Annotated in this window: 17 protein-coding genes; 8 read left to right on the top strand and 9 right to left on the bottom strand. The window is 70.3% G+C overall.

Annotation, left to right across the window (positions count from 1 at the left end; genetic code table 11):
- Nucleotides 1-5: 5 nt before the first annotated feature.
- Nucleotides 6-1,202 carry a Gfo/Idh/MocA family protein gene (locus DZA62_RS25580; protein WP_116951782.1) on the bottom strand — a complete coding sequence of 399 codons (1,197 nt, stop codon included), beginning with the start codon at nt 1,200-1,202 and terminating at the stop codon, nt 6-8.
- A 954-nt stretch (nt 1,203-2,156) separates the two neighbouring features.
- On the opposite strand from DZA62_RS25580, the gene DZA62_RS25575 reads away from it, so the two are divergent.
- From DZA62_RS25575 to DZA62_RS35945, 5 genes are all read left to right on the top strand, one after another.
- Nucleotides 2,157-2,552, top strand: coding sequence for an MmyB family transcriptional regulator (locus tag DZA62_RS25575; protein WP_116951781.1), 396 nt, complete (start codon nt 2,157-2,159; stop codon nt 2,550-2,552).
- Between the two features lie 184 nt (nt 2,553-2,736).
- Nucleotides 2,737-3,051 carry a DUF6355 family natural product biosynthesis protein gene (locus DZA62_RS25570; RefSeq protein ID WP_157987910.1) on the top strand — a complete coding sequence of 105 codons (315 nt, stop codon included), beginning with the start codon at nt 2,737-2,739 and terminating at the stop codon, nt 3,049-3,051.
- Nucleotides 3,052-3,107: 56 nt separating this feature from the next.
- Nucleotides 3,108-3,329 carry a hypothetical protein gene (locus DZA62_RS25565; RefSeq protein ID WP_157987909.1) on the top strand — a complete coding sequence of 74 codons (222 nt, stop codon included), beginning with the start codon at nt 3,108-3,110 and terminating at the stop codon, nt 3,327-3,329.
- A gap of 181 nt (nt 3,330-3,510) precedes the next feature.
- On the top strand, nt 3,511-4,620 hold the full coding sequence (locus DZA62_RS25560) for a Gfo/Idh/MocA family protein (RefSeq protein ID WP_157987908.1): 1,110 nt from the start codon (nt 3,511-3,513) through the stop codon (nt 4,618-4,620).
- The gene (locus tag DZA62_RS35945) at nt 4,617-5,690 is read left to right on the top strand and encodes a Gfo/Idh/MocA family oxidoreductase (RefSeq protein ID WP_157987907.1); all 1,074 of its coding nucleotides are present in this window, start codon (nt 4,617-4,619) and stop codon (nt 5,688-5,690) included. Before DZA62_RS25560 ends, DZA62_RS35945 begins: the two co-directional genes overlap by 4 nt.
- 51 nt (nt 5,691-5,741) lie before the next feature.
- Here DZA62_RS35945 and DZA62_RS25550 read toward each other — a convergent pair whose 3' ends face one another.
- Entirely contained in the window at nt 5,742-7,487 is a 1,746-nt protein-coding gene (locus DZA62_RS25550) for a CocE/NonD family hydrolase (RefSeq protein ID WP_116951777.1), read from the bottom strand.
- Entirely contained in the window at nt 7,484-8,815 is a 1,332-nt protein-coding gene (locus tag DZA62_RS25545; RefSeq protein WP_198664181.1) for a glycoside hydrolase family 36 protein, read from the bottom strand. Before DZA62_RS25545 ends, DZA62_RS25550 begins: the two co-directional genes overlap by 4 nt.
- 308 nt (nt 8,816-9,123) lie before the next feature.
- Between DZA62_RS25545 and DZA62_RS25540 the strand changes: the two genes are divergently transcribed.
- The gene (locus DZA62_RS25540) at nt 9,124-11,379 is read left to right on the top strand and encodes a hypothetical protein (RefSeq protein WP_157987906.1); all 2,256 of its coding nucleotides are present in this window, start codon (nt 9,124-9,126) and stop codon (nt 11,377-11,379) included.
- Between the two features lie 77 nt (nt 11,380-11,456).
- Here DZA62_RS25540 and DZA62_RS25535 read toward each other — a convergent pair whose 3' ends face one another.
- The 5 genes from DZA62_RS25535 to DZA62_RS25515 are packed head-to-tail and all read right to left on the bottom strand — an operon-like array spanning nt 11,457 to nt 17,002.
- Nucleotides 11,457-13,082, bottom strand: coding sequence for an extracellular solute-binding protein (locus DZA62_RS25535; protein ID WP_116951774.1), 1,626 nt, complete (start codon nt 13,080-13,082; stop codon nt 11,457-11,459).
- 54 nt (nt 13,083-13,136) lie between these two features.
- A complete protein-coding gene (locus DZA62_RS25530; RefSeq protein ID WP_116951773.1) occupies nt 13,137-14,069 on the bottom strand; it encodes a carbohydrate ABC transporter permease in 933 nt (310 codons plus the stop codon).
- The gene (locus tag DZA62_RS25525) at nt 14,066-15,070 is read right to left on the bottom strand and encodes an ABC transporter permease (protein ID WP_116951772.1); all 1,005 of its coding nucleotides are present in this window, start codon (nt 15,068-15,070) and stop codon (nt 14,066-14,068) included. Before DZA62_RS25525 ends, DZA62_RS25530 begins: the two co-directional genes overlap by 4 nt.
- Nucleotides 15,067-16,197 carry a glycoside hydrolase family 88 protein gene (locus tag DZA62_RS25520; protein WP_116951771.1) on the bottom strand — a complete coding sequence of 377 codons (1,131 nt, stop codon included), beginning with the start codon at nt 16,195-16,197 and terminating at the stop codon, nt 15,067-15,069. Before DZA62_RS25520 ends, DZA62_RS25525 begins: the two co-directional genes overlap by 4 nt.
- Nucleotides 16,181-17,002: an RraA family protein gene (locus tag DZA62_RS25515; protein WP_198664180.1), complete on the bottom strand. Its 822-nt coding sequence runs from the start codon at nt 17,000-17,002 to the stop codon at nt 16,181-16,183. Before DZA62_RS25515 ends, DZA62_RS25520 begins: the two co-directional genes overlap by 17 nt.
- 148 nt (nt 17,003-17,150) lie before the next feature.
- Here DZA62_RS25515 and DZA62_RS25510 point away from each other — a divergent pair, with 148 nt between their 5' ends.
- The gene (locus DZA62_RS25510) at nt 17,151-17,915 is read left to right on the top strand and encodes an SDR family oxidoreductase (RefSeq protein ID WP_116951769.1); all 765 of its coding nucleotides are present in this window, start codon (nt 17,151-17,153) and stop codon (nt 17,913-17,915) included.
- 17 nt (nt 17,916-17,932) lie between these two features.
- Here the strand turns inward: DZA62_RS25510 and DZA62_RS25505 are convergent, their stop codons facing one another.
- The gene (locus DZA62_RS25505) at nt 17,933-18,700 is read right to left on the bottom strand and encodes an AraC family transcriptional regulator (RefSeq protein ID WP_198664179.1); all 768 of its coding nucleotides are present in this window, start codon (nt 18,698-18,700) and stop codon (nt 17,933-17,935) included.
- Between the two features lie 93 nt (nt 18,701-18,793).
- Here DZA62_RS25505 and DZA62_RS25500 point away from each other — a divergent pair, with 93 nt between their 5' ends.
- Nucleotides 18,794-19,993, top strand: a complete 1,200-nt coding sequence (locus DZA62_RS25500; protein ID WP_116951767.1) for a hypothetical protein — start codon at nt 18,794-18,796, stop codon at nt 19,991-19,993.
- Nucleotides 19,994-19,996 lie beyond the last annotated feature (3 nt).

The raw sequence follows: 19,996 nt of genomic DNA, 5'->3' as shown, positions 1-19,996 counted from the left end.
CGGGCTCACCCGGGCGGGTTACCGAAGTCGTCGACGGCGAGCCGCTCGCCACCGCGCCGCGCCGACTCGTGGGCGACGATGCCCGGCAGCGTGTACCGCGCGGCGACCCACGCGTTGACCGCAGGCAGGCGCTGCTGCTCCACCGCGGTGACGAACTCGTGCACCAGGAGGTGGTGGCTGCCTTCGTGCCCGTTGGGCAGGCCGGCGAACGACTCCGGAAGGTCCGAGATGTCGTGCACCGGGGCGTGGCCCGAGACGAACGAGTCGAGCAGCTCGGGCGCCACACCGGCGAGCACGCTCTCGTCCGTCGCGCCGCCCTTCCCCGGCCGCACCTGCTCGCTCAGGTCCTCCAGCGGAGACTTCGCGTGCCAGAACGTGCCGCCGGAGTTCTGCTCGAGGATCGCCTCGGTGCCGTAGAACACGAACCGCGACTCCGGAACGCCGCGTGCCAGCCCGACGCGCCGGAACTCGTTGGTCCGCATGGAGCCGCCGCCGGCCATCTCGAACAGAGCGGTCGCGTTGGAGAAGTCGTTGTCGAACATGCTGACCGTGCGGTCGAAGACGCCGTCGCGGCGGGTGTCGGGGATGCCGATCGCGCTGACGCTGACGGCGTGGGCGTCCCACGCGCCGAGGACACCGCCGATCGCGTGCGTCGGGTACAGCAGCGGCGGGTAGCTGGCCGTCCTCTTCCAGTCCTCGCCGCCGCTGTAGGCGTAGGCGTCGTAGAAGCCGTGGTCCATGTCGTGCACGTAGTCGCCCTCGGCGTAGAAGACCCGCCCGAAGGCGCCCTCGGCGAGCTTGCGCCGGGCGAGCACCGTGATCGGGTTGTAGTAGCTGGTCTCGCCCATCATGTAGGTGAGACCGGTCTCCTCGACCGCCTCGATGATCGCGCCGATCTCCTCACGGCTGATCGCCATCGGGACCGCCGAGTAGACGTGCTTGCCCGCGCGCAGGGCGCGCACCACGAGCGGCCCGTGGGTCCACCGCTGGGTGAACATCATCACCGCGTCGACGTCGGAGGCCAGCATGGCGTCGAAGTCGGGCTCGACGCCGTCGAGCCCGAGGTCGCGCACGAGCCGCTCGGCACGCTCGGGTAGCAGGTCCGTCGCGGTGACCCGCGAGACCCCGGGATGGGCCTTGAACAGCTTGGCGAAGCTGCCGGCGAACTGACCGGCACCTACGACGCCGAGGGCGAACGACACGGAGACTCCTAGGACTCGAGGCGGAGTTACACGAGTAACCCTAGCGGGTCGGACAGCGCCGACGCGAGGCGTCCAGGCCCGGTCGAGCGGCCTGGTGTCGTGCGCGTTCGGGCCGAAACGTGGCGGGCCTGAATCGCGGCCAGCAGGCCGCGATTCGACGCCGCGCCGGCGTCGCGGGGGTTCGATCGGCTGAGCACGACACCCATGAGCAAGGTCACGACGACTCCGCCCGCGAGCCCGTACAGCACCAGTCCCGGCGGCACGGTCCACCCCTGGACGCGAGCGCGGGCTCCAGCGGGGTGAGGCCGAGGCCGTCCTGGAGGTCGCAGGCCAGGACGAACCGGAAGGCGCCATTGGCGCCGTAGAACAACAGCACGGCCGGATGCCCCGGGAGAACCCGCGCAGCACCCAGCGGTTCACCGCCCTGTTCCGCCGATCACCGCTGGTCACCGCTGCGACCGATCGGCCGCAGGAGGAGGAACCGTCCGGACGCCAGGAGCCCGGCGCCGAGGAGGTCGAACCCGGCCCGCCGGCGCTCACGATCGGCGGGCACCCGGGCGAGCAATGTCGCAGAGGCGGGCCAATCCGGGCTTCCCCACGGCGGGTAGTGCGATTTCCGGCAACGCCGATTCTGCAGCCCTTCCGCGCTCTTTTTCCGAGCGACCCCGCCCTCATCCGCCGAACATCACCTCGAACGGCATGACAATTTCCCGACTGCATTGTGTCAAATCGCGCGCCTTGTTCGCGAACCAGGTGGCATCTCTGCTGGCGGCATCGGCACCAGGTTCGGCCATGCAGGCGATGCACAGGGGCAACACACGTGGCGAAGCGCCATGAACTGACCGAGTTCCTGCGCGACCGCCGAGGTCACCGCGGACATCCTGCATTCCGTCGCCTCTCCGCGCTCCGACTCAACCGACACCGGACGCGATTCCACCGGTCTTCCACACGATCATGGAGCAATGGCTGCCGAATCCGGCCCGTGTGCGCGACCGGTACTGGCGGATCCGCGGCGAGAACGAGGCCACCCGCGGGCTGAGCCCGGCCGACCGGCGCGGCCGCAGTTGCCTGCACGCCTTCGACCGCACGACCGGCCTCCGCGACCGCGTGCACAAGCTGCGCGACGACAGCGTGGAGCTCGCCGCCCCTTGGAAGAACCAGGAGGTCAGCGAGAGCTTGCACGGGATCAAGGAGATCGAACACCCTGCGGCGGGTGTGCTGTCGCTCCGGCTGACCACCATGCAGGTCATCGGCCATCCCGGCCTCCGCCAGGTCCTGCTGACCCCGGCCGAGGAGACCGGCACCCTCAACCGGCTGCTCGGCGTCGCCGGAGCCGGCCCGGCCCTGTGAGTCCCGCGCCGGCGACGTCTCGACGGGCCGGCCGAACGCCACTCGGGGCAGTCGGTGACCAGTGCCCGGAATTCGGGTGATTCGCGATATTCGATGGCGCGCCCCTGCCGATCGAGAGGTTTACCACGCCGACCGCCGGGTATTCGGGGATGTGAATTCGAAATGCCGGCAGGGAGGCATTACCATGAAACGGACAATTATGGGTTCGGTGGCCGTGACGGTGGTCGTGGGCGGATTTCTCGCGGCGAGTGCCGCCACCTCGGCGCAGGCCGTGCCGCCACCATGTGGCTTCTACGAGGTGGGCAGCGGCCTCGTCCACGACGACATGTACAACCACTGTGGCGACCATCCGGTTCTCGTGACGATGGTCGGTTTCGGTATCTACAACCAGTACACCGCCTGCTTGTCGCCCGGTGTGCACAATTTGTACGACTACTTCAATGCAAGCGTCGTGAACGCCTACTCCGAGGGGGAACCGTGTTCGAATCCCGAGGGATGATGCGGGGGAACGCGGTCGCGGTCGGGCTGGCGGCGGCCGTCCTGACCGTGGGAACCATGTCCGCCCCCGCGTCGGCCTCCGACGAGGTCTGCGGCAGCTACTCCGTCAACGGCAACCGCTATTGGTCCAACTGCACGACCCATGGCCAAGAGGTTCGCTGGCACAGCGTCATGCCGCCGTCACTGTTCAACTACGCGTGCGTCCCGGCCGGCGAGAGCCAGTACATCGGTCCCAGCGCCACGGTGTGGGACGTCGTCGCGACCGGCGACCCCTGCTAGGGCGCTGCCCCGCCTTCGTCCCGTTCGGGCTGCCGCTCCGGCCCGGCGGGACCGTCGGATCTCACAAGTCTTCGGCGGATGCTGAATCGGCGCACGCGTGTCGGCGCCCGTAGCGTCGAGACGGCACGACCGACCACATGGTCTCCCTGACCGGGCGTGACCGACGAAGGAGCGGGTGCGTGTGACGACGACGACTGAGACGAACGACCCGGCAGCGCGGCGGCCATCCGTGGCGCACAGGACGACACCACGGCTGCGCGCCGCCGTGGTCGGCGCCGGCACGGGCGGGTCGCTGAGCATCACGGCGTTGCGGAACTCCGCCCGCTACGAGCTCGTCGGGGTCGCGGACCTGCGGCCGGAAGCGCTGGAGACGTACGCCCCGGCGGTGGCGACGGCGCTCGACCACCGCGACCTGCTGTCCAGCGTCGCCCCGGACGTGCTCTGCATCTCGACCTATGCGCCGACACACGAGGCGATCGCGGCGGCGGCGATCGACCTTCCGGTACGTGGGCTGCTGGTGGAGAAGCCGCTGTCCGACACGACAGCGGGCGGGCGCGCGATCCTCGCCCTGGCCCGCGAGCGCGGCATCCCCGTCGTGGTCCCGCACGGGCTCATGGCGATGACGGGACCGCGCGAGGTCGTCCGGCGGGTGCGCGAGGGCGACCTCGGCGAGCTGAGGCTGGTCGAGATCGAGTGCGCGGACTGGGACGTCATCAATGCCGGCATTCACTGGCTGCAGTTCTTTCTCGCCCTGGTGCACCCGGAACCGGTCGTCAGTGTGCTCGCGGCCTGCGACACCTCGACACGGACGTTCCGCGACGGCATGCAGGTCGAGACGGAGGCGACGGTGGTCGCGCGCTGCCGCAACGGCACACGCATGATCATGAACACCGGCGATCACCTCCCGGTCGCCGGCAGCCGAACCGGCGCCGTCATCAGGATCGTCGGCACCGACGGCCTGATCGAGTACGCACCCTGGGAGAACGAGTACGCCATCGCCGCGGCGGGCGCGCCGCGATCCGTCGTCACGGGCGCGCCGCTGGGCGTCAGCGGGCACCAGTACCACCTCGATCACCTGGCCGACCTCCTCGCGACGAACACGGTCGACGACGTCGTGCCGGCCACGTCGCTCGCCGCGCTGGAGGTGGTCGAGGCGGCGTATCTCTCGCACCGGGAACGGGCCGCGGTGAGCCTCCCGCTGGAGCACTTCGTCGCTCCCGAGCGTTCCGGCTGGGATCCGGGTGCTCCTTATGCCGGCGTGGGCGGCGGACGCGACGGCAGGCGGCTGTGAGGACGGCGTTCCACGTCGTCGGGACCGGCTGGCGCGCCGAGTTCTTCCTCCGCATCGCGCAGGCGCTGCCCGAACGGTTCGAGGTCCGCGCGGTGCTCGCCCGCTCGGCGTCTCGCGCAGCGGGGCTGACGACGACGTTCGGCGTTCCGGTCGTGGACGACCCCTGCGAGCTGCGCGGGTTCGGCACGGTGGACTTCGCCGTGGTCTCGGTGCCGGCGAGCTCGGCGCCGGCGCTCACGACCTCGTTCGTCGGCTCCGGGATCCCGGTCCTGACCGAGACACCACCCGCGCCCGATCTCCCAGGCCTGCTGGCCCTGTACGACGAGCTGGGCGCGACGGCGCCGGTGCGGGTCGCCGAGCAGTACCGGCACCAGCCGCACCATGCGGCCCGCCTCGCGCTCGCCGGGTCCGGGCTGATCGGTCCGGTCACCTACACCCGGATCTCCGTGGCGCACGGGTACCACGCGATGAGCCTCGTCCGGCTCGCCCTGGGCACCGAGATGGCGGCGCCCGTGGTCCGCGCCGTGCGGTTCGCCGACCCGGCCGTCCGCCCCCACGACCGGGACGGCTGGCGCGACGAACTGACCGTCGAGCCGGGGACGAACACCATCGCCACCCTCGACTTCGGCGACCGCACGGCGGTCTACGAGTTCAGCGGCGAGCAGTATCTGTCCCCGATTCGCGGCAGGCACCTGGCCATCCGCGGTGAGCGCGGTGAGATCGTCGACGACCAGCTCAGCTACGTCCGGGGGCCGCGCGACGTCGTACGCTCGACGATCCGGCGTGACGACACCGGCCGCGACGGCGACCTGGCGGGGTTGTGCCTGCGCGAGCTGACCTGCGATGGCCGTCGGGTCTGGCAGAACCCCTTCGGCACGGCCCGCCTGTCCGACGACGAGCTCGCCGGCGCGGCGATCCTCGCGGAGATGGCGGATTTCGTCCGCACCGGCCGGGGCGGCTACGGTCTCGTCGACGCCGCGCAGGACCAGTACCTGAGTCTGCTCGTCGACGAGGCCGCGCGCAGCGGCACGCCCCTGGCCGGGACGAGCCAGCCATGGGCGCACACCTGACGCGAACGCGTCGAGTACGTCCGCCGGCCGAGCACGGTGGCCGCGCGGCGTTCACGCGGGTACGACCGGGAGGACCACGCGCGAGGGATGGGCCGCGTCGTGGTGCACGGTCGTGTCCGCGACGACGGTGCGTCCGGGGAGCCACGCGGGCGCTCCGGTGTTCGGATTGACGTCGAAGCGCGGGAAGTTCGAGCTCGAGATGTCGAGCCTGATCCGGTGGCCGGCCGCGAACAGGTTCGCCGTGGGGTAGAGCACGACCTCGACCTCGGCCGGTGCGTTCGCGAGGTCCGCCGCGCCGACCCGGACGATCGAATCGGTCAGGTTGAGCGCATAGCCGCCGGGACGGTCCGGCGACGGCGGGTAGACGTCGATCAGCTTGGCTGTGACGTCGGTTCCGGCCGCCGTGGTGCTGACCCAGAGCCGCACAAGGATCGTTCCGGTCACCTCGACGGGCTCGCGCAGGGCCTCGGTCTCGAACACGACCACATCCGGCCGCTCGGACAACGGTCCATAGGGCGCGATCGCGCCGAAGACCTGGGGTCCGGTGCGCTGGTCGTAGCCACCGCCCGGCGCCAGCTCCCGGCCGCCGGGCTCGGAGAGGGCCGAGACGTTGCCGCCGATGGTCGGCACCGGATCCGCCGGATCGAACCGGTAGGTCGTCGCCGCGGTCCCCGCCGCAGGCCGCTGCGGCGCGAGCCGGCCGCCGGAATGCAGATACAGGTCGGTCGCGACGGCGGTCGCGGGCGGCCAGCCGCTCTCGACGCGCCAGCGCCCGCCGTGGTCGAGACGCCCGTCGCCGCGGCGACGACCGCTGCCCCCGCCCATGACGAAGATCCGGACCGCGGGGTCGTCGCCATCGCGGCCGTCGCGGCCACGGAGCCAACGATCGAACCACCGCAGGTGCATTGCGGCGAGATCGAGCACGGCTTCCTCGCCGAACCACACGTCGCCGGCGTATGCCTCCGCGACACCGTTGTGCGCCCACGGCCCGACGATCGCCCGCACCGAGCCGCGTCGGGTGGCGGCGAGACGCTCGTAGAGCTCGAGGGTGCCGCGCGCGTACGAGTCGTACCATCCGCCGATCAGCAGCGTCGGCGCGTCCGTATAGGTCTCGAGATGCCTCGTCGGGGCCAGGCTCGGATGGCTCCACACCGGGTCGTCCGGTGCGCCGCGGAGCAACTGGAAGACCCATCGCTCGAGTGCGGGCGAGTCGGCGAGCTGGGTCTCGCCAGGCGCGATCGGCCAGCGGCGCAGCCACTGCCCGAACGGCGGCGACGATGCTCCGCCACGGCGCGCGAGCTGCGCGAAGGCCCACGCGATCCAGCGCAGCTCCATCGCGCCGCCGTGGCGTACCGAGCTGGTCAGGGCATCGGACCCGCTGGTGACGGGGACCATGGCGGCCAGGCCGGCGGTGCCGGCGGCAGCCATCGCCGTCTGCACCCAGCCCGACCAGGATCCGCCCCACGTCCCGACCCGCCCGTCGCACCACGGCTGGTCGCGCAACCAGGTGACGGTGTCCTGGCCGTCTGCCGCCTCGGCCATCAGGAAGTCCAGGTCGCCCTCGGACCGGAAGCACCCGCGGCAGTCCTGGACCACGGTCACGAAGCCGTGCTCGGCGAACCGTCTCGCCCACCCGGACCCGTCCGCCGGTTCGCTCTTGCCGTAAGGCGTGCGACGCAGGAGGACCGGACCAGCAACCGGCGACGGCTCCGCCCAGGGGTGGTAGATGTCAGTGGCCAGCCGGACGCCGTCGCGCATGCCCACCATGACGTCGTGGACGACCGTCACCCGGTTCATGCGAACGGCTTCGGCGGCGGCACGTCCGACAGCAGCCGGCGGGTGGCGGCCAGGCCCCAGTCGTCGAGATCGGCGAGTCGGTCCGACGACGCGCGCAGGCCGCCGTACCGCGTGACGACGTCCGCCCACTCCGTGCGCCGCTCCACCGCCGGATGCGCGATCAGGCAGTCGGAGTCGTTCACCCAGAAGCGGCCGTGCTGCCAGGCCCGGCCGACTATCGAGATCGTCGCGCCGCGCTGGGACGGGCCGCCGAGGTCGCCGTCGCCGGGTTCATAGGTGGGGGCCGTGTCGGCCGACACGCGCATGGCGTCGACGAGTCCGATCGACGGCAGGATCGGTGCGCCGCAGCCGACGAGATAGGAGTCGGGCCCGATCGTGTCCCGGATCAGCTCGAGCCCCTGCCGGTAGGCGGCGATCGGGCCGTGCCCGGTGTGCCGGACGCCGGGAAGCGCTCCCGCGTAGAGGACATCGATCTTGAAGTAACTGAAGCCCAGATGTCGCAGGCGGCCGAACACCGCGCGCAGGTGTTCTCGCACAGCGGGACGGGTCACGTCGAGCCCGAACAGGTCCTGGTTCCAGTTGCGCCCTGCCGGCACCGGGCTGCCGTCGGGCGTCCGGATCAGCCAGTCCGGATGGCCGGCCGCGAGCGCGCTCCGCGATCCCGCCAGGAACGGCGCGAGCCAGATGCCCGCGTCGCGACCGGCGCCGCGGATGCGGTCCGCGACCGCCTCCAGTGAGGTGAAGCGGCTCGACAGGCCGAGCCAGTCGCCGACCTCCGTCTGCCAGCCGTCGTCGATCTGGACGACGTCGACCGGCAGCTCCAGACGTGCGAGCGCGACGAGGTTCTCGTCGATGTCCGCCTCACGCACCTTGGTGGAGTAGTGGTGCCACGAGGACCACACGGTCGGCGCCGGCCGCGGCACTGCCGTGCCGAGCCGATCGACGAGACCGTCGGCCCAGGTGGCCAGGGCCGGACCGAGCGGCTCCCCCACGGTGAGCACGTCGACCGGGCCGTCGGCGCTGACCGTGACCGACCGGCCGGTCAGGCCCGCTCGGATCGACGGCACGGCGCTCGTGGGGTCCGCTGCCGAGATCACCTGGACCCGGTCGCCGTTGTCGACCACCAGCAGGCCCTCGCCCTGGAATCCCGTCGACGGCGCGGGCGTCTCGGGCCGGTAGCGCATCCGGCGCCGCCGGTCGTTGACCGGTCTCGCGGACGTGAGGTTGACGGGGTAGCTGGTCGTCGGCGACCGCGACTGCCACCCGTGCTCGTAGATCTGTCCGCGAGCGGGATCGACGGGGATCTGCGCCACGTCCTCGAATCCCACAGTGACGTCCTCCCAGGAGTGAGCCGCGCCTCGAGCGACCTGCGGCCGGTCTTGTGTGGTCGCCGCACGCGGTCGGGCGACGGCGCACGGAAGATCGAGGCTACGTGGCCGGGCGGGCCGCATGGAGTCCGGATTCGCCGATGCCTTGTCTGATTCGCCGGGTGCTCGCCGACGCCGTGCGACCTCGTTGCGCCATGGGCGCCGCAGCGGCGGATCATGCAAGAGTTCGTCTCCCGATCACTGTCTCGCCCCGGCCGCTGACCAGCAGGATGACGCCGTCCGTTGCCGCTCCGCGGAGCGCGCTCCCCATGGCAGAAAGGCTGCTGATCATGATCGGACGACGACGATCGATTGCCGTCAGCGTCGCAGCACTTCTCGTACCAACGCTCTCGTGGGCGCCGGCCGAGGCCGCGCCGGAACCGGACACCGTTCGTGGTGCCCTGGCGCCGGGAGACGTCCTGTTCGCCGACGACTTCGAGGACGGGACGGCCGACGGCTGGGCCACTCGCGGTGGCACTTGGGCCGTGGTCGACGGTGCGACCTCCAAGGAGTACCTCGCCACGCACAACGACGGCGGGTCGACCACGCTGACCGGCTGGGCCGGCAGCACGACGTGGTCGGACTACTCCGTCGAGGCCGTGGTCACGACCGGGCACGCCGACAACGCGACCTCGCTGCGCGGGCGGTACACCGATGCCGACAACGCGTATCTGCTGCAGCTCAGCACGAAGAACGACACGGTGAGCCTCATCGCGCTCGTGGGCGGCGTCGCCACGACACTGCAGACCGCTTCCGTTCCCCTCGACGTCGGCGTGCCCTACCACCTCGAGCTCGAGATGGTCGGCGGCGCCATCGCCGGCCGGATCGACGGCCAGCAGCTCGTCTCGGCCACCGACGCGTCGCTCGCGGCCGGCATGATCGCGGCCGGCGGATACACCCGAGGGACGTTCGGCATCGACGACGTCGTGGTCACCGACCTGCGGCCGGTGCCGGAGGGCGACCGCTACGTCACGCCGCTGGGAGCGGGCGCCCAGGACGGCAGCAGCTGGGCGAACGCGTTCCCCGGCGACCAGGCCGGCGGCCTGCAGCGGGCCTGGGACGCCACCGGCACGACGAACACCCTGTTCGTCGGCAGCGGCGAGTACACGACGCCACAGACCTTCATCATGGCCTCCGGCGGTGAGAGCGTCGCGTCGCTCAAGACGGTCTCAGGCGTGGACACCGGCGCCGGCCTGCCGACCTTCGTCGGCGACTTCACGCTCGCGAATCAGGGAAGCCGCGCGTTCATCCACGTGGCGGAAGGCGTCAGCCACTGGCGGGTCAGTGGGCTGCGCGTGGAGAACTACTTCTACGGCATCATGACCGAGGGCCACCACGTCGGTGTTCGCATCGACGACTTCGACGTCGCGAACACCAGCGACGCCATCTACCTCTGGGGTCTCCCCCGCGACTCCACGGCCGACCCCGCCACCGCGTCGCACGACATCATCATCACCGGCGGCGACTACCTGAACTACACGAAGAGTGCCGTCCGATTCCGCAACGGCAACTACCTCGCCAGCGTCATCGACACGCGCGCCGACGCCGGCGGAGCGGCCAACTGGGTGGCCGGCAACTTCCCCATGGGCTTCCGCGTCGGCGCGGGCACCTCGGGCCAGCCGGGCATCGTCGAGCACGACATCGTGTTCCAGGACGTCGTCAGCCGCAACAGTCACCACGAGGCGGCGGGCTATTGGAACGGCGACGGCTTCGCCGCCGAGCGGGACTCGCGCGACATCACCTACATCCGCAGCAGGGCGTTCGACAGCACCGACGGCGGGTTCGACGACAAGTCGAACGATCCGGCGTACGTGGACACGATCGCGTTCGGCAACAAGCGCAACTACCGGATCTGGTCGCACGAGGGCGCGCAGTACTTCAACGTCGTCGGCGGGCACTCGCACCGCCGCGGCGGATCGGGCAACTCCCTCGGCTTGCACGTCACGGGCGCCGGCATCGCCGACGTCTACTTCAGCACCTTCACCGAGAACGAGAACCAGGAGATCGGGCTGGAGAACGCCGACCGTGTCGACCTCCACGACTCGATCGTGGCGAAGACGAACGGCACCGAGCTGTACAGTCTCGGCGGCGGAACGGTGACGCCGCACCGCACCGAGGAGTTCATCGCCGGGGTGCAGGGCACGGACCCGCAGTTCGTCGAAGGTGACGACGCGGCCTGGGAAGGCGGCAGCGACGCCTTCGACAGCCAGGTCTACGGCACGACCAGGGGCTACCACAGCGGCGGCGATCACGACACGCCCTACACGATCACGACGGGCGCCCCCTCGGTCGCCGTCGAGGTCCAGGAGAGCGTGTCCGTCACCGTGTCCGTCACCGATGCCGCGAACCAGCCGGTGACCGATCCCGAGCGGATCGTCTGGTACTCGGATGCGGGTGACACCGCCCGGCTGCTCGCGTCGCGCGGCGCGACGGTCGACGTCGAAGGCCTCGCCGCGGGCACCACCGAGGTGGTCGCGCTCTACCGCGGCGAGCGGCTGCGCATCCCCGTGACGGTCGCGGACTAGAACCACCGGTTCGGTCGATCAGGACGGCCCCGGCCGGCACCACACCAGTGGCGCCGGCCGGGGCCGTCGCAGGGTTGTCACGCGGTGCTGTCCTCGGCGGCGGACTCGGCGAGCTCGGCGGCGATCGCGTCACCGCCGTCGCGCCGCACCTCCTCCGCGACGTCCGCCCAGGTGGAGATGTCCTCGCGACCCGTGACGATCGCGATGACGGCGTCGGTGAAGCGCTGCTCGAGCGCGGCGCCCTGGCGGTCGAGCGTGTCCGAGGCGAGGCCGACGGCGGGATTGACGGTCCCCGACGGCACCACCGTCTCGACGTACTCGAAGGCGCGGCGCGTGGCGTCCTCGTTGCCCGGCACCTGGATGATGTCCATCGAGTCGGCGATGTACTTGAACGGGACCGTGTTCCAGTTCTCGGTGTCGGCCAGCGGTGTCTTCGCGATCGCTCCGTCCGCTCCCCGGGTGAAATGCTCGCCCTCCACGCCGTGGTTCAGCAGCTCCCACTCGGCGCTGCCGTACGGAGCGGCGATGTAGTCGCACAAGCGCAACAGCATGCGGATGCGATCGGGGTCGGCCTGCTTGAACACCGTGTAGCCGAACAGCCCGGCCCCGAGCCAGTTCTTGTAGTCCGGGGCGAAGATCGGCGCGATGTCGGTGACGAACCGATCTCCCACCCGTTCGAAGTAGGTCCCGGTCGAGTAGTTGGTGAAGTTGCCGGCGACGCAGACGACGTTCTGGGCGTAGTACTCGTTCATGAGGTCGTTCTGCGACAGCGACCCGCTCCCCGGATGGAACAGGCCGTCGGCATACATGCCGCGGACGAAGTCGAGAGCCTCGTAGAAGGCGTCGCTGGCCTCGGCCTGGACGAACTCGCCGTCGACGATCTCCCAGCGGTTCGGCGCCCCGAACCCGCCGGCCCAGATGTCCATCACGTAGTTCGACCCGGACTGGATGCCGATGCCGTACCGGCCGTCGCGGGTCACCGCGTGCATCGCCTCGGCGAACTCGTCGCGCGTCCAGGGATCGGCCGCCCCGACGGCGTCGAGTGCCGACCGGTTGACGTGGATGGTCTGGGACTGCCGGCCACGCGGCAGCGGGACGCCGTAGATGCGGCCGTCCACCCGGCCCATCGCCTGCCAGGCGTACCTGGGGATGGCGGCGAGGTTCGGGTACTCGAGAATGGCGTCACCGCTGACGAAGTCGGTGATGTCCGCACACTTGGCCTGGACGAACTGCCTCGCCCGCGGCAGGTCGGTGATGAGCATCGTGTCAGGGAGGTCGTTCGATGCGGTGACGGTCGCCAGCCGGTCGCCGTACTCCGACACCGGGACGAGGTTGAGCCGGACGTCGGCGTCGAGTGCGGCGTTGATCGCCGACCACAACACGTTGCCGGCGACCGGCGTGGGTGGCGGCGAGTAGGTGGGGATGAGGGCTTCGACCACCGATCCGTCACCGGGCGGCTCGGTGATCGTGGCGACGATCTGGTCGGGGTAGCGGAGGAACGCATCGGGCCCGCCGCCCTCGATGGTGCTGCGCAGGTCCGGCGTCGGGCCGGCGGCCGCCTTGAACGTCGGCCACGGTGCCGGACCCGCGGATGAGCCGTTGTTCCCGGTGCTGCCGCTGCCCGTGGAGCAGGCGCCGAGCCCGGCGCCGATGCCGGCGGCGACGGCGAACTGGAGGAAGGTACGACGCGATGGCTGGCTCATGATGATCTCCGTTGACGACGATGAGCAGATGGACGATGGGAACCGGCGGGCCGATCAGCCCTTCACCGCGCCGGTGAGAACGCCCTTCGTGAAGTGACGCTGGACGAAGGGATAGACGCAGAGAATCGGGATCAGCGCCAGGACGAGGACCGCCATCTGAATGGAGTTCGGCGAGCTCACCATGGCCTCCGCTGAGGAGATGGATCCCGCGATCGGTGAGGCCTCGAGGACGTACTGGCGCAGGACCACCTGGAGCGGCCACTTGGACGAGTCGTTGAGGTACAGGATCGCGCCGAAGAATGAGTTCCAGTAGCTGACGGCGTAGAACAGACCGACGACCGCGATGGCCGCCTTCGACAGCGGCAACACGATCTGGCGCAGGATCCGCAGGTCGCCGGCGCCGTCGAGCCGCGCGGACTCGTAGAGCTCGTCGGGGATGCCCTGGAAGAACGCGCGCAGGACGATGAGGTTGAACGCGTTCACCGTCACCGGGACGATGAGTGCGGCCAGCGAGTCGATCAGCCCGAACGCCTGCACGACGAGGTAGGTCGGGATCATGCCGGGCGAGAACAGGAACGTCAGGAGCACCAGGATCACGATGGGCTTGCCCGCATAGAGGCGCGGCCTGGCCAGCGCGTAGGCCATGCCGATCGTGACGACGAGCGAGATCGCCGTGCCGATGACCGTTACGCCGATGCTGATCAGGGTCGCGCGCGTCACGACCCCTCCGGCGAGGATCGTCGAGTACGCCTCGAAGCTCAGGTCACCGGGCCAGACCACCCAGCCCCCCGCGTCGATCACCTCGTCCTTGTCGGCCAGGCTGGTGGACACGACGACCAGGAACGGGAACAGCACCAGCAACAGGATGATCACCAGCGACACCGCCTTCAGTGCGACGACCAGAGGCGACGTCGGCGGCATCCAGGCGGGGCGTTGATCCTTCTTGAGCACCGTGGAGTTCAGGGCGCGCGTCAGATGGTTGCTCATCGGTACAGTCCGTCCTCTCCCAGCCGGTGGGCGACGCGATTCGCCGCGAACACCAGAACGGCGGCGACGACGCCCTTCAGCAGGCCCACCGCCGCGGCGTAGCCCCAGTCGCCACCCACGACCCCGGCGTAGTAGACGAACGTGTCGATGACCTCCGCCGCCTCGGGGCCGACGGCGCTGCGTTGCAGGAAGATCTGTTCGAATCCGACGCTGAGGATGTCGCCGAGCTTGAGGATGAAGAGCAGCACGATGATCGGCCGCATCGACGGCAACGTCACGTGCCACAGCCGCCCCCACCACCCCGCGCCGTCGATGGCCGAGGCCTCGTACAGCTGGTCGTCGACCCGGTGGAGGGCGGCCAGGAAGATGATCGTCGCCCAGCCGCAGTCCTTCCAGATGACCTGCGCCACCACCAGCGGCTTGAACGCGTCCGGGTTGCCGATGATGTCCACCGTCGAGAGACCTGCGTCACCGAGCCAGTTGTTCAGCAGCCCGGTGGCGCCGAGCATCTGCTGGAACAGGGCGACGACGATGACCCACGAGATGAAGTGCGGCAGGTACACGACGCTCTGCACGAACGTGCGCACCCAGCTGAACTGCACACTGTGCAGGAAGATCGCCAAGGCGATCGGCGCCGGGAAGTAGAAGACCAGTTGCAGCACGGAGATCTGGATCGTGTTCCAGACCGCCTGCCAGATCGCCGGGTCGGAGAAGAGCCGCCGGAAGTTCTCCAGCCCGACCCACGCCGACTCCTCGATGCCCAGGAACGGCACGAAGTCCTGGAAAGCGATGACGTTGCCGGCCAGCGGCAGGTACTGGAAGGCGAGCAGGTAGGCCACGCCGGGTGCCAGCAGGACGAGCAGCAGGCGGTCCCGGCGGAACCGCTTGCGCCGGTCGGCCCGGCGCGCCGGCCGCGGCGGCCGGGTCCGCCGGCCGGGCTGGGTGTGGTCCGCCGTCTGCGCCGGCCCGCCCGCGCGGGTCCGCTGCCCGGTGAGGCTCATCGATCCGCCGCCTCGAGGTAGGTCGTCGTCTGCCTCGCGGCGCGCAGCGCCACGGACTCGACGCCGACGACCGGCGCCACCGACATCGCGAGGATGATCGCCGCGAACGAGTGCACCTCGTCGCGGTGGGGCTCGCGCAGCTCGACGTAGGCACGGGCAGTCCCGTCGCCAGGGCACAGCGTGCCCGGACAGGAATTCTCCGTCGACCAGTCCGGGTTGACCGCGTAGCCGCCGAGGCCGGCGATACCACGGCGGACGGCCGGGCCGTAGGTCTGCGGGTCGAGCACTCCGGCCTCGATGCCCCGGCCGAGCGAATAGGTGATGAGCCCCGTGCCCGAGCTCTCCTCCCACGACCCGGGGTCCGGGAGCTCCTGTCGCCAGAGTCCCCGGCGGCTCTGATACGGGAGCAGCCGTGCCGACAAGGCGACGAACCGGGCGACGACGTCAGCGTGGCCCGGGTGGTCCTCAGACAAGCCGGCCGCCAGTTCCGCCAGGGCGAGGTGCCCCCATCCGTTGCCGCGTCCCCAGTGATCGGTGGAGCGGACTCCGGCGCCGAGGAAACCCTCGCACTGATGGAGCAGGCCTGTCGCGGTGTCCAGGAGGGCGTCGTGGAGGGCCACGGCCTGGTGCACGGCCTCGTCGACGTACTCCGGCCGGTCCAGTGCGCGCCCGGCGTACAACAGGAACGGCGCGGCCGCCATGGCGACGTCGATCCAGATGCGTCCACGTGGTGGCGCGATGTGCTCGAGGATGCCGCGGGCGTCTCTGGGCGCGGTCATCATCTCCTCCGCGTACTCGGCGAGGAGGTCGTGACGCCCGGTGGCGCGGCCGCGGGCGGCCTCGTACGCGGTCGCGCAGCCGCCGATCCGGTAGCTGGCGAAGTTGTAGGGAGGGTGGTCGACCTCGTCGGGGAACCGCGCCAGGATGCGCTCCACGCGCGCCAGCAGCCCACGGTCCTGGTAGCGATCGGCGAGCCGGGCGAGAGCGTAGATCGCCAGGACGCCGTAGTACGCCTTCACCTCGGTCAGGGACTCGTACCGGTCGTAGACGCCGACACCGACCGCGCGGGGCGGCCGCGCCGGCCCCGCCACGCGACCGGGCGCCGGGGCGTCAGAAGTAGCCGCCACGTTCCACCACCTCCTTCGGGGTCGCGCCGGCGGCGATCATCTCCTTGATCTCCACCTCGCTCGCGACGATCCGCTCCGCGGCGATCAGGGTGTCGACGGCCAGCCGGCGAGGAACCACGATCACGCCGTCGATGTCTCCGACGAGGACGTCGCCGGGCTGCACGACGACGACGCCGATGCGAATCGGAACCTGGTACGCGGTCATCCGGAACCGGCCGAGCATGCCGTTGGAGGTCCGGTACCGGCAGAACACCGGGAAGTCCTGCCGCAGAACCTTGTCGGTGTCGCGAACCCCGCCGTCGACGATGGCGCCGCGACACCCGGCCCTCTTCGCGGCCATCGTCATGACCTCGCCCCACTGGGCCGACTCGTCGTCGCCCGACGTGTCCCACACGCACACGGCGTCCTCGTGGATGGCTTCGAGCATGGCCGCCCGCTCGGACATCTCGTTGTCGAGCTCGAGGCTCTTCGCGCCCTTGATGGTGAAGGCGATGCCCGCGACCCGCATCGACGGGGCGAGGCCATTGATGTGTGGCGGCAGCGTCTGGGTGATCAGTCCACGCGATCGGAGGACGTCGTTGATCGCAGCGGTCGGCACGCGTTCGAAGCGATTGCACATATCGCTGGCGTTGGGCGACGCTTCGGATCGCCCTGCCGGGTCCGCCCGGATGTCGTGGTCGTCGGTTGCTTCGATCGGCTGACTCGTCACGTGTCTCGTCCACTCCGTCGTTAGGCCCAGATGTGGCCGACCTCGGCAGCGGCGAGCGTCGGCGTCGACGCGGTCGAGATTACGGGCCGCGCTCACGTCCTCCGATTCAGCATCTGCCGATCGTTTGCACGATCTGCTGGTCCCTGCTCACCGTGAACCAGAAACCCGCACATTCGCGGCAGCCGTCGGATCGCACAAAAGCTCGTCTCGGCTGAGGTGGTCCGGGCCCTCGCCACGAGCGACCATGGCCGAGTCCAGTCCCCGACGGATCGATGGAGGTTCACCCGAAGTGACAACGCTCGCCGGACGACGGATCGCGGTCACCGGAGCCACCGGAGGGATCGGCCGTCACCTCGTGGCCACCCTTGCCGGCGCCGGCGCCCGGGTCGCGGCCACCGGATCGTCGACCGAACGCCTCGCCGCCCTCGCCGCCGAGGTGCCGACGGCGCTCACCCATCGCGCGGACATCCGGGAGGAAGGACAGGTCGAGCACTTCTTCGAGACCGCGGCCATCGGGCTCGGCGGACTGGACGCGGTGGTCGTACTGGCTGGCGCGTCGGTGCCGGGCCTCGTGGCGGAGACCACGACGCAGACCGTCCGGGACCTCCTGGACGTCAACGTGACGGGAGCGTTCCTGGCGTGCAAATACGCGGCCGCCCGGCTGGACGACGCGGGCCAGGTGATCGTCATGAGCTCGATGGCCGGCCTCCGTGCCAACGCGACGGCCCCGTTGTACTGCACCGCGAAGGCGGCGGTCGCCATGTTCGCCAAGGCCTTCGCACTCCAGGTCAAGGAACGGGGCCTGCGGGTGACGACGCTCAGCCCGGGCGGAGTGGACACGCCGTTCTGGGGTGACCGGCCGGTCGACCGGACCGCCCTGATGAGTGCGGCCGATGTGACCGACACCGTCGTCTGGGTGCTCACCCGGCCGCGGCACGTCGTCGTGCACGACCTCCAGTTCGAGTCCAGCGGCGTTCCGCGCGCCGGCACGCCCGGGGACGGGTCGTGAACCCGCGGGTCAGCCGGTCACCGTCGGTACAACGACGACGGGTTGACGCCCGTGATGCGTTTGAAGGTGCGGCTGAAGTAGTAGACATCGCTGAAACCGGTGAGATGTGCGGTCTGGGTCACGTTGTACTCCCCACTCACGAGGAACTCGGTCGCCTTCGCGACCTTCACCCCTTGTTGGTAGGCGGTGACGGTGACGCCGGTGACGCGCTTGAAGACCAGCCGGAAGTGGGACGGGCTCAGACCCGCCCGCTGCGCCAGCTCGTCGACGGAATAGGTCTGCGCGTAGTTCTCGACCAGCAGCCGGGTGATCGCGGCGATGCGCTGCGCGTGCGGCTGCAGCAACGCGGGGAGGCTGTGCTCCCGCACGAGATGGAACAGGATCCGCGACACCAGCCCGCGGATCTGGATCAGGTAGCCGGGCTCTTTCGCCAGCCAGGCGGCGTACATGTCGCGGAACACGACGGGGAACTCGGGCGGGAGACTGGTCGTCACGGTCGGCAGACGGTGCAGCAGTTCGGCGGTGTCGTGGGAACGACTGTGGGTGTCGAAGGCCACGGACACGAAGTGCCACGGCGCCCGCGGGTCGCTCGACGCCGTGTGCTCGGTCCCCGCCGGCATGAAGATGAGCGATCGCTCGCGGATCGCGTACGCGGTCCCGGCGATCTGGTAGTGCGCCCGGCCCGACAGCGCCAGGGCGATGAGGTTGGACCGAGAGTTCACGAAGTCGCGGATCCCCCATGCGGCGTTCGGCGGACGGTCGATGACGAACTCGATGTCGGTCACCCCGAGATCGAAAGGGTCCGATGCGGGCGGGGAGATGTGCTCCGCCCCAGATCCGTTCACCCTGTCCCCTCCCCTTCGAGGATGTGACCGCCGATGAGGCGCACCATCGCCATTCCCGGCCGCTGGCTCGTGCACGCCTACTACACCGTCAGCCCGTACGCCCCGGACGAGACCGGCCGGCTACTGGCCGCCGGGGCCGATCCGCATGCTCGCCGTGGTGAGGTTCTTGTCCTTTCCGACGACGGAACCGTGCTCGACCGTTTCGGCGAGGGCCCGATCGAGGCGTCATTCTTCCACACCGGGCGGTGGCAGACCTGGTCGCAGGACGCACGCTACATCTACTACACGGCCGGGACGTTGCACGATCCGTCGATCGTCAGGCGTGAGGTGGCGACCGGCCGGGAGGTGCGGATCTCGGGCGACCTCGAGGGCGCTCCCCCGGTCGCGGACGCGCCCCTCCTGTCGGGCCTGCTCGGCATGTTGCACGCGGCCGGGGCCGGCGACGGGGTCTACCGCGGGCATCGGGCGCCGGTGCCGTTCGCCGCCCGCGACCGGCATGGGCTGTTCAGGTACGACTTCGACGCGGCGGCCGACAAGGCCGCCGCCGAACTGGTCCTTCCGGTGGCCCGCATCCTCGACGAGCACCCGGAGCGCGACCGCGTGCTCGCGGCCGACGAGCGTCAGCGGTCACTGACGGGCGACGGCCTGTCGCTGATGGCCTACTGCGTTCGCTGGAACGGTGACGGATCCCGCTTGATCTTCCACTTCGGTAACCACCTGGCAGCCAAGGGCCGCGGGGAGGAACGGGTCGGCTACGTCATGACGGCGCGGCCCGACCTGTCGGAGATCTCGATGGCGGTCGACCTGAGTTTCGGGCGGCCCGGTCTGCACTGGTCCTGGCAGCCCGACGGTCAGACCCTGCTGGGGTACGGCCCCGACCCGGAGAATCCCGCTCAGGCCTGCCTCGCGGAGGTGCGCCACGACGGCAGCGGCTACCGCCGGCTGAGCTCCCACGCCTCCGGCGGCCATCCGTCCGCCAGCCCGGTGGAGCGCGACCTGCTGGTCACCGACGAATGGACGCCCACCGGTGGCAACGTCGTCTTCCTCTCCCGCAGCACCGGCGAGGTCGTCGCGACCGTCGAGCTCCCGCGGTTCCTCCCCGACGCTCCGCCCGGACGAAGCCGGTTCCGCACCGACCATCACCCCGTCTTCCATCCCGACGGCGACCGCGTCCTCGTCAACGCACTCCCCGGGGAGCTGGCGACGCTGGTCGAGCTCGACGTGCCGGGCTGAAGG

It is taken from the genome of Jiangella endophytica (genome assembly GCF_003427025.1).
GTDB lineage: Bacteria > Actinomycetota > Actinomycetes > Jiangellales > Jiangellaceae > Jiangella > Jiangella endophytica.
Note: the sequence above shows the minus strand (reverse complement) of the source record. Positions and strands in the feature narration are given on the sequence as shown.

Excerpts from the sequence above, each read along its gene's own strand:
- DZA62_RS25500 (WP_116951767.1), top strand. The coding sequence starts at position 18,794 with ATGAGGCGCACCATCGCCATTCCCGGCCGCTGGCTCGTGCACGCCTAC.
- DZA62_RS25525 (WP_116951772.1), bottom strand. The coding sequence starts at position 15,070 with ATGAGCCTCACCGGGCAGCGGACCCGCGCGGGCGGGCCGGCGCAGACG.
- DZA62_RS25575 (WP_116951781.1), top strand. The coding sequence starts at position 2,157 with ATGGAGCAATGGCTGCCGAATCCGGCCCGTGTGCGCGACCGGTACTGG.
- DZA62_RS25565 (WP_157987909.1), top strand. The coding sequence starts at position 3,108 with ATGTCCGCCCCCGCGTCGGCCTCCGACGAGGTCTGCGGCAGCTACTCC.
- DZA62_RS25510 (WP_116951769.1), top strand. The coding sequence starts at position 17,151 with ATGGCCGAGTCCAGTCCCCGACGGATCGATGGAGGTTCACCCGAAGTG.
- DZA62_RS25570 (WP_157987910.1), top strand. The coding sequence starts at position 2,737 with ATGAAACGGACAATTATGGGTTCGGTGGCCGTGACGGTGGTCGTGGGC.
- DZA62_RS25530 (WP_116951773.1), bottom strand. The coding sequence starts at position 14,069 with ATGAGCAACCATCTGACGCGCGCCCTGAACTCCACGGTGCTCAAGAAG.
- DZA62_RS25535 (WP_116951774.1), bottom strand. The coding sequence starts at position 13,082 with ATGAGCCAGCCATCGCGTCGTACCTTCCTCCAGTTCGCCGTCGCCGCC.
- DZA62_RS25540 (WP_157987906.1), top strand. The coding sequence starts at position 9,124 with ATGGCAGAAAGGCTGCTGATCATGATCGGACGACGACGATCGATTGCC.
- DZA62_RS25550 (WP_116951777.1), bottom strand. The coding sequence starts at position 7,487 with ATGAACCGGGTGACGGTCGTCCACGACGTCATGGTGGGCATGCGCGAC.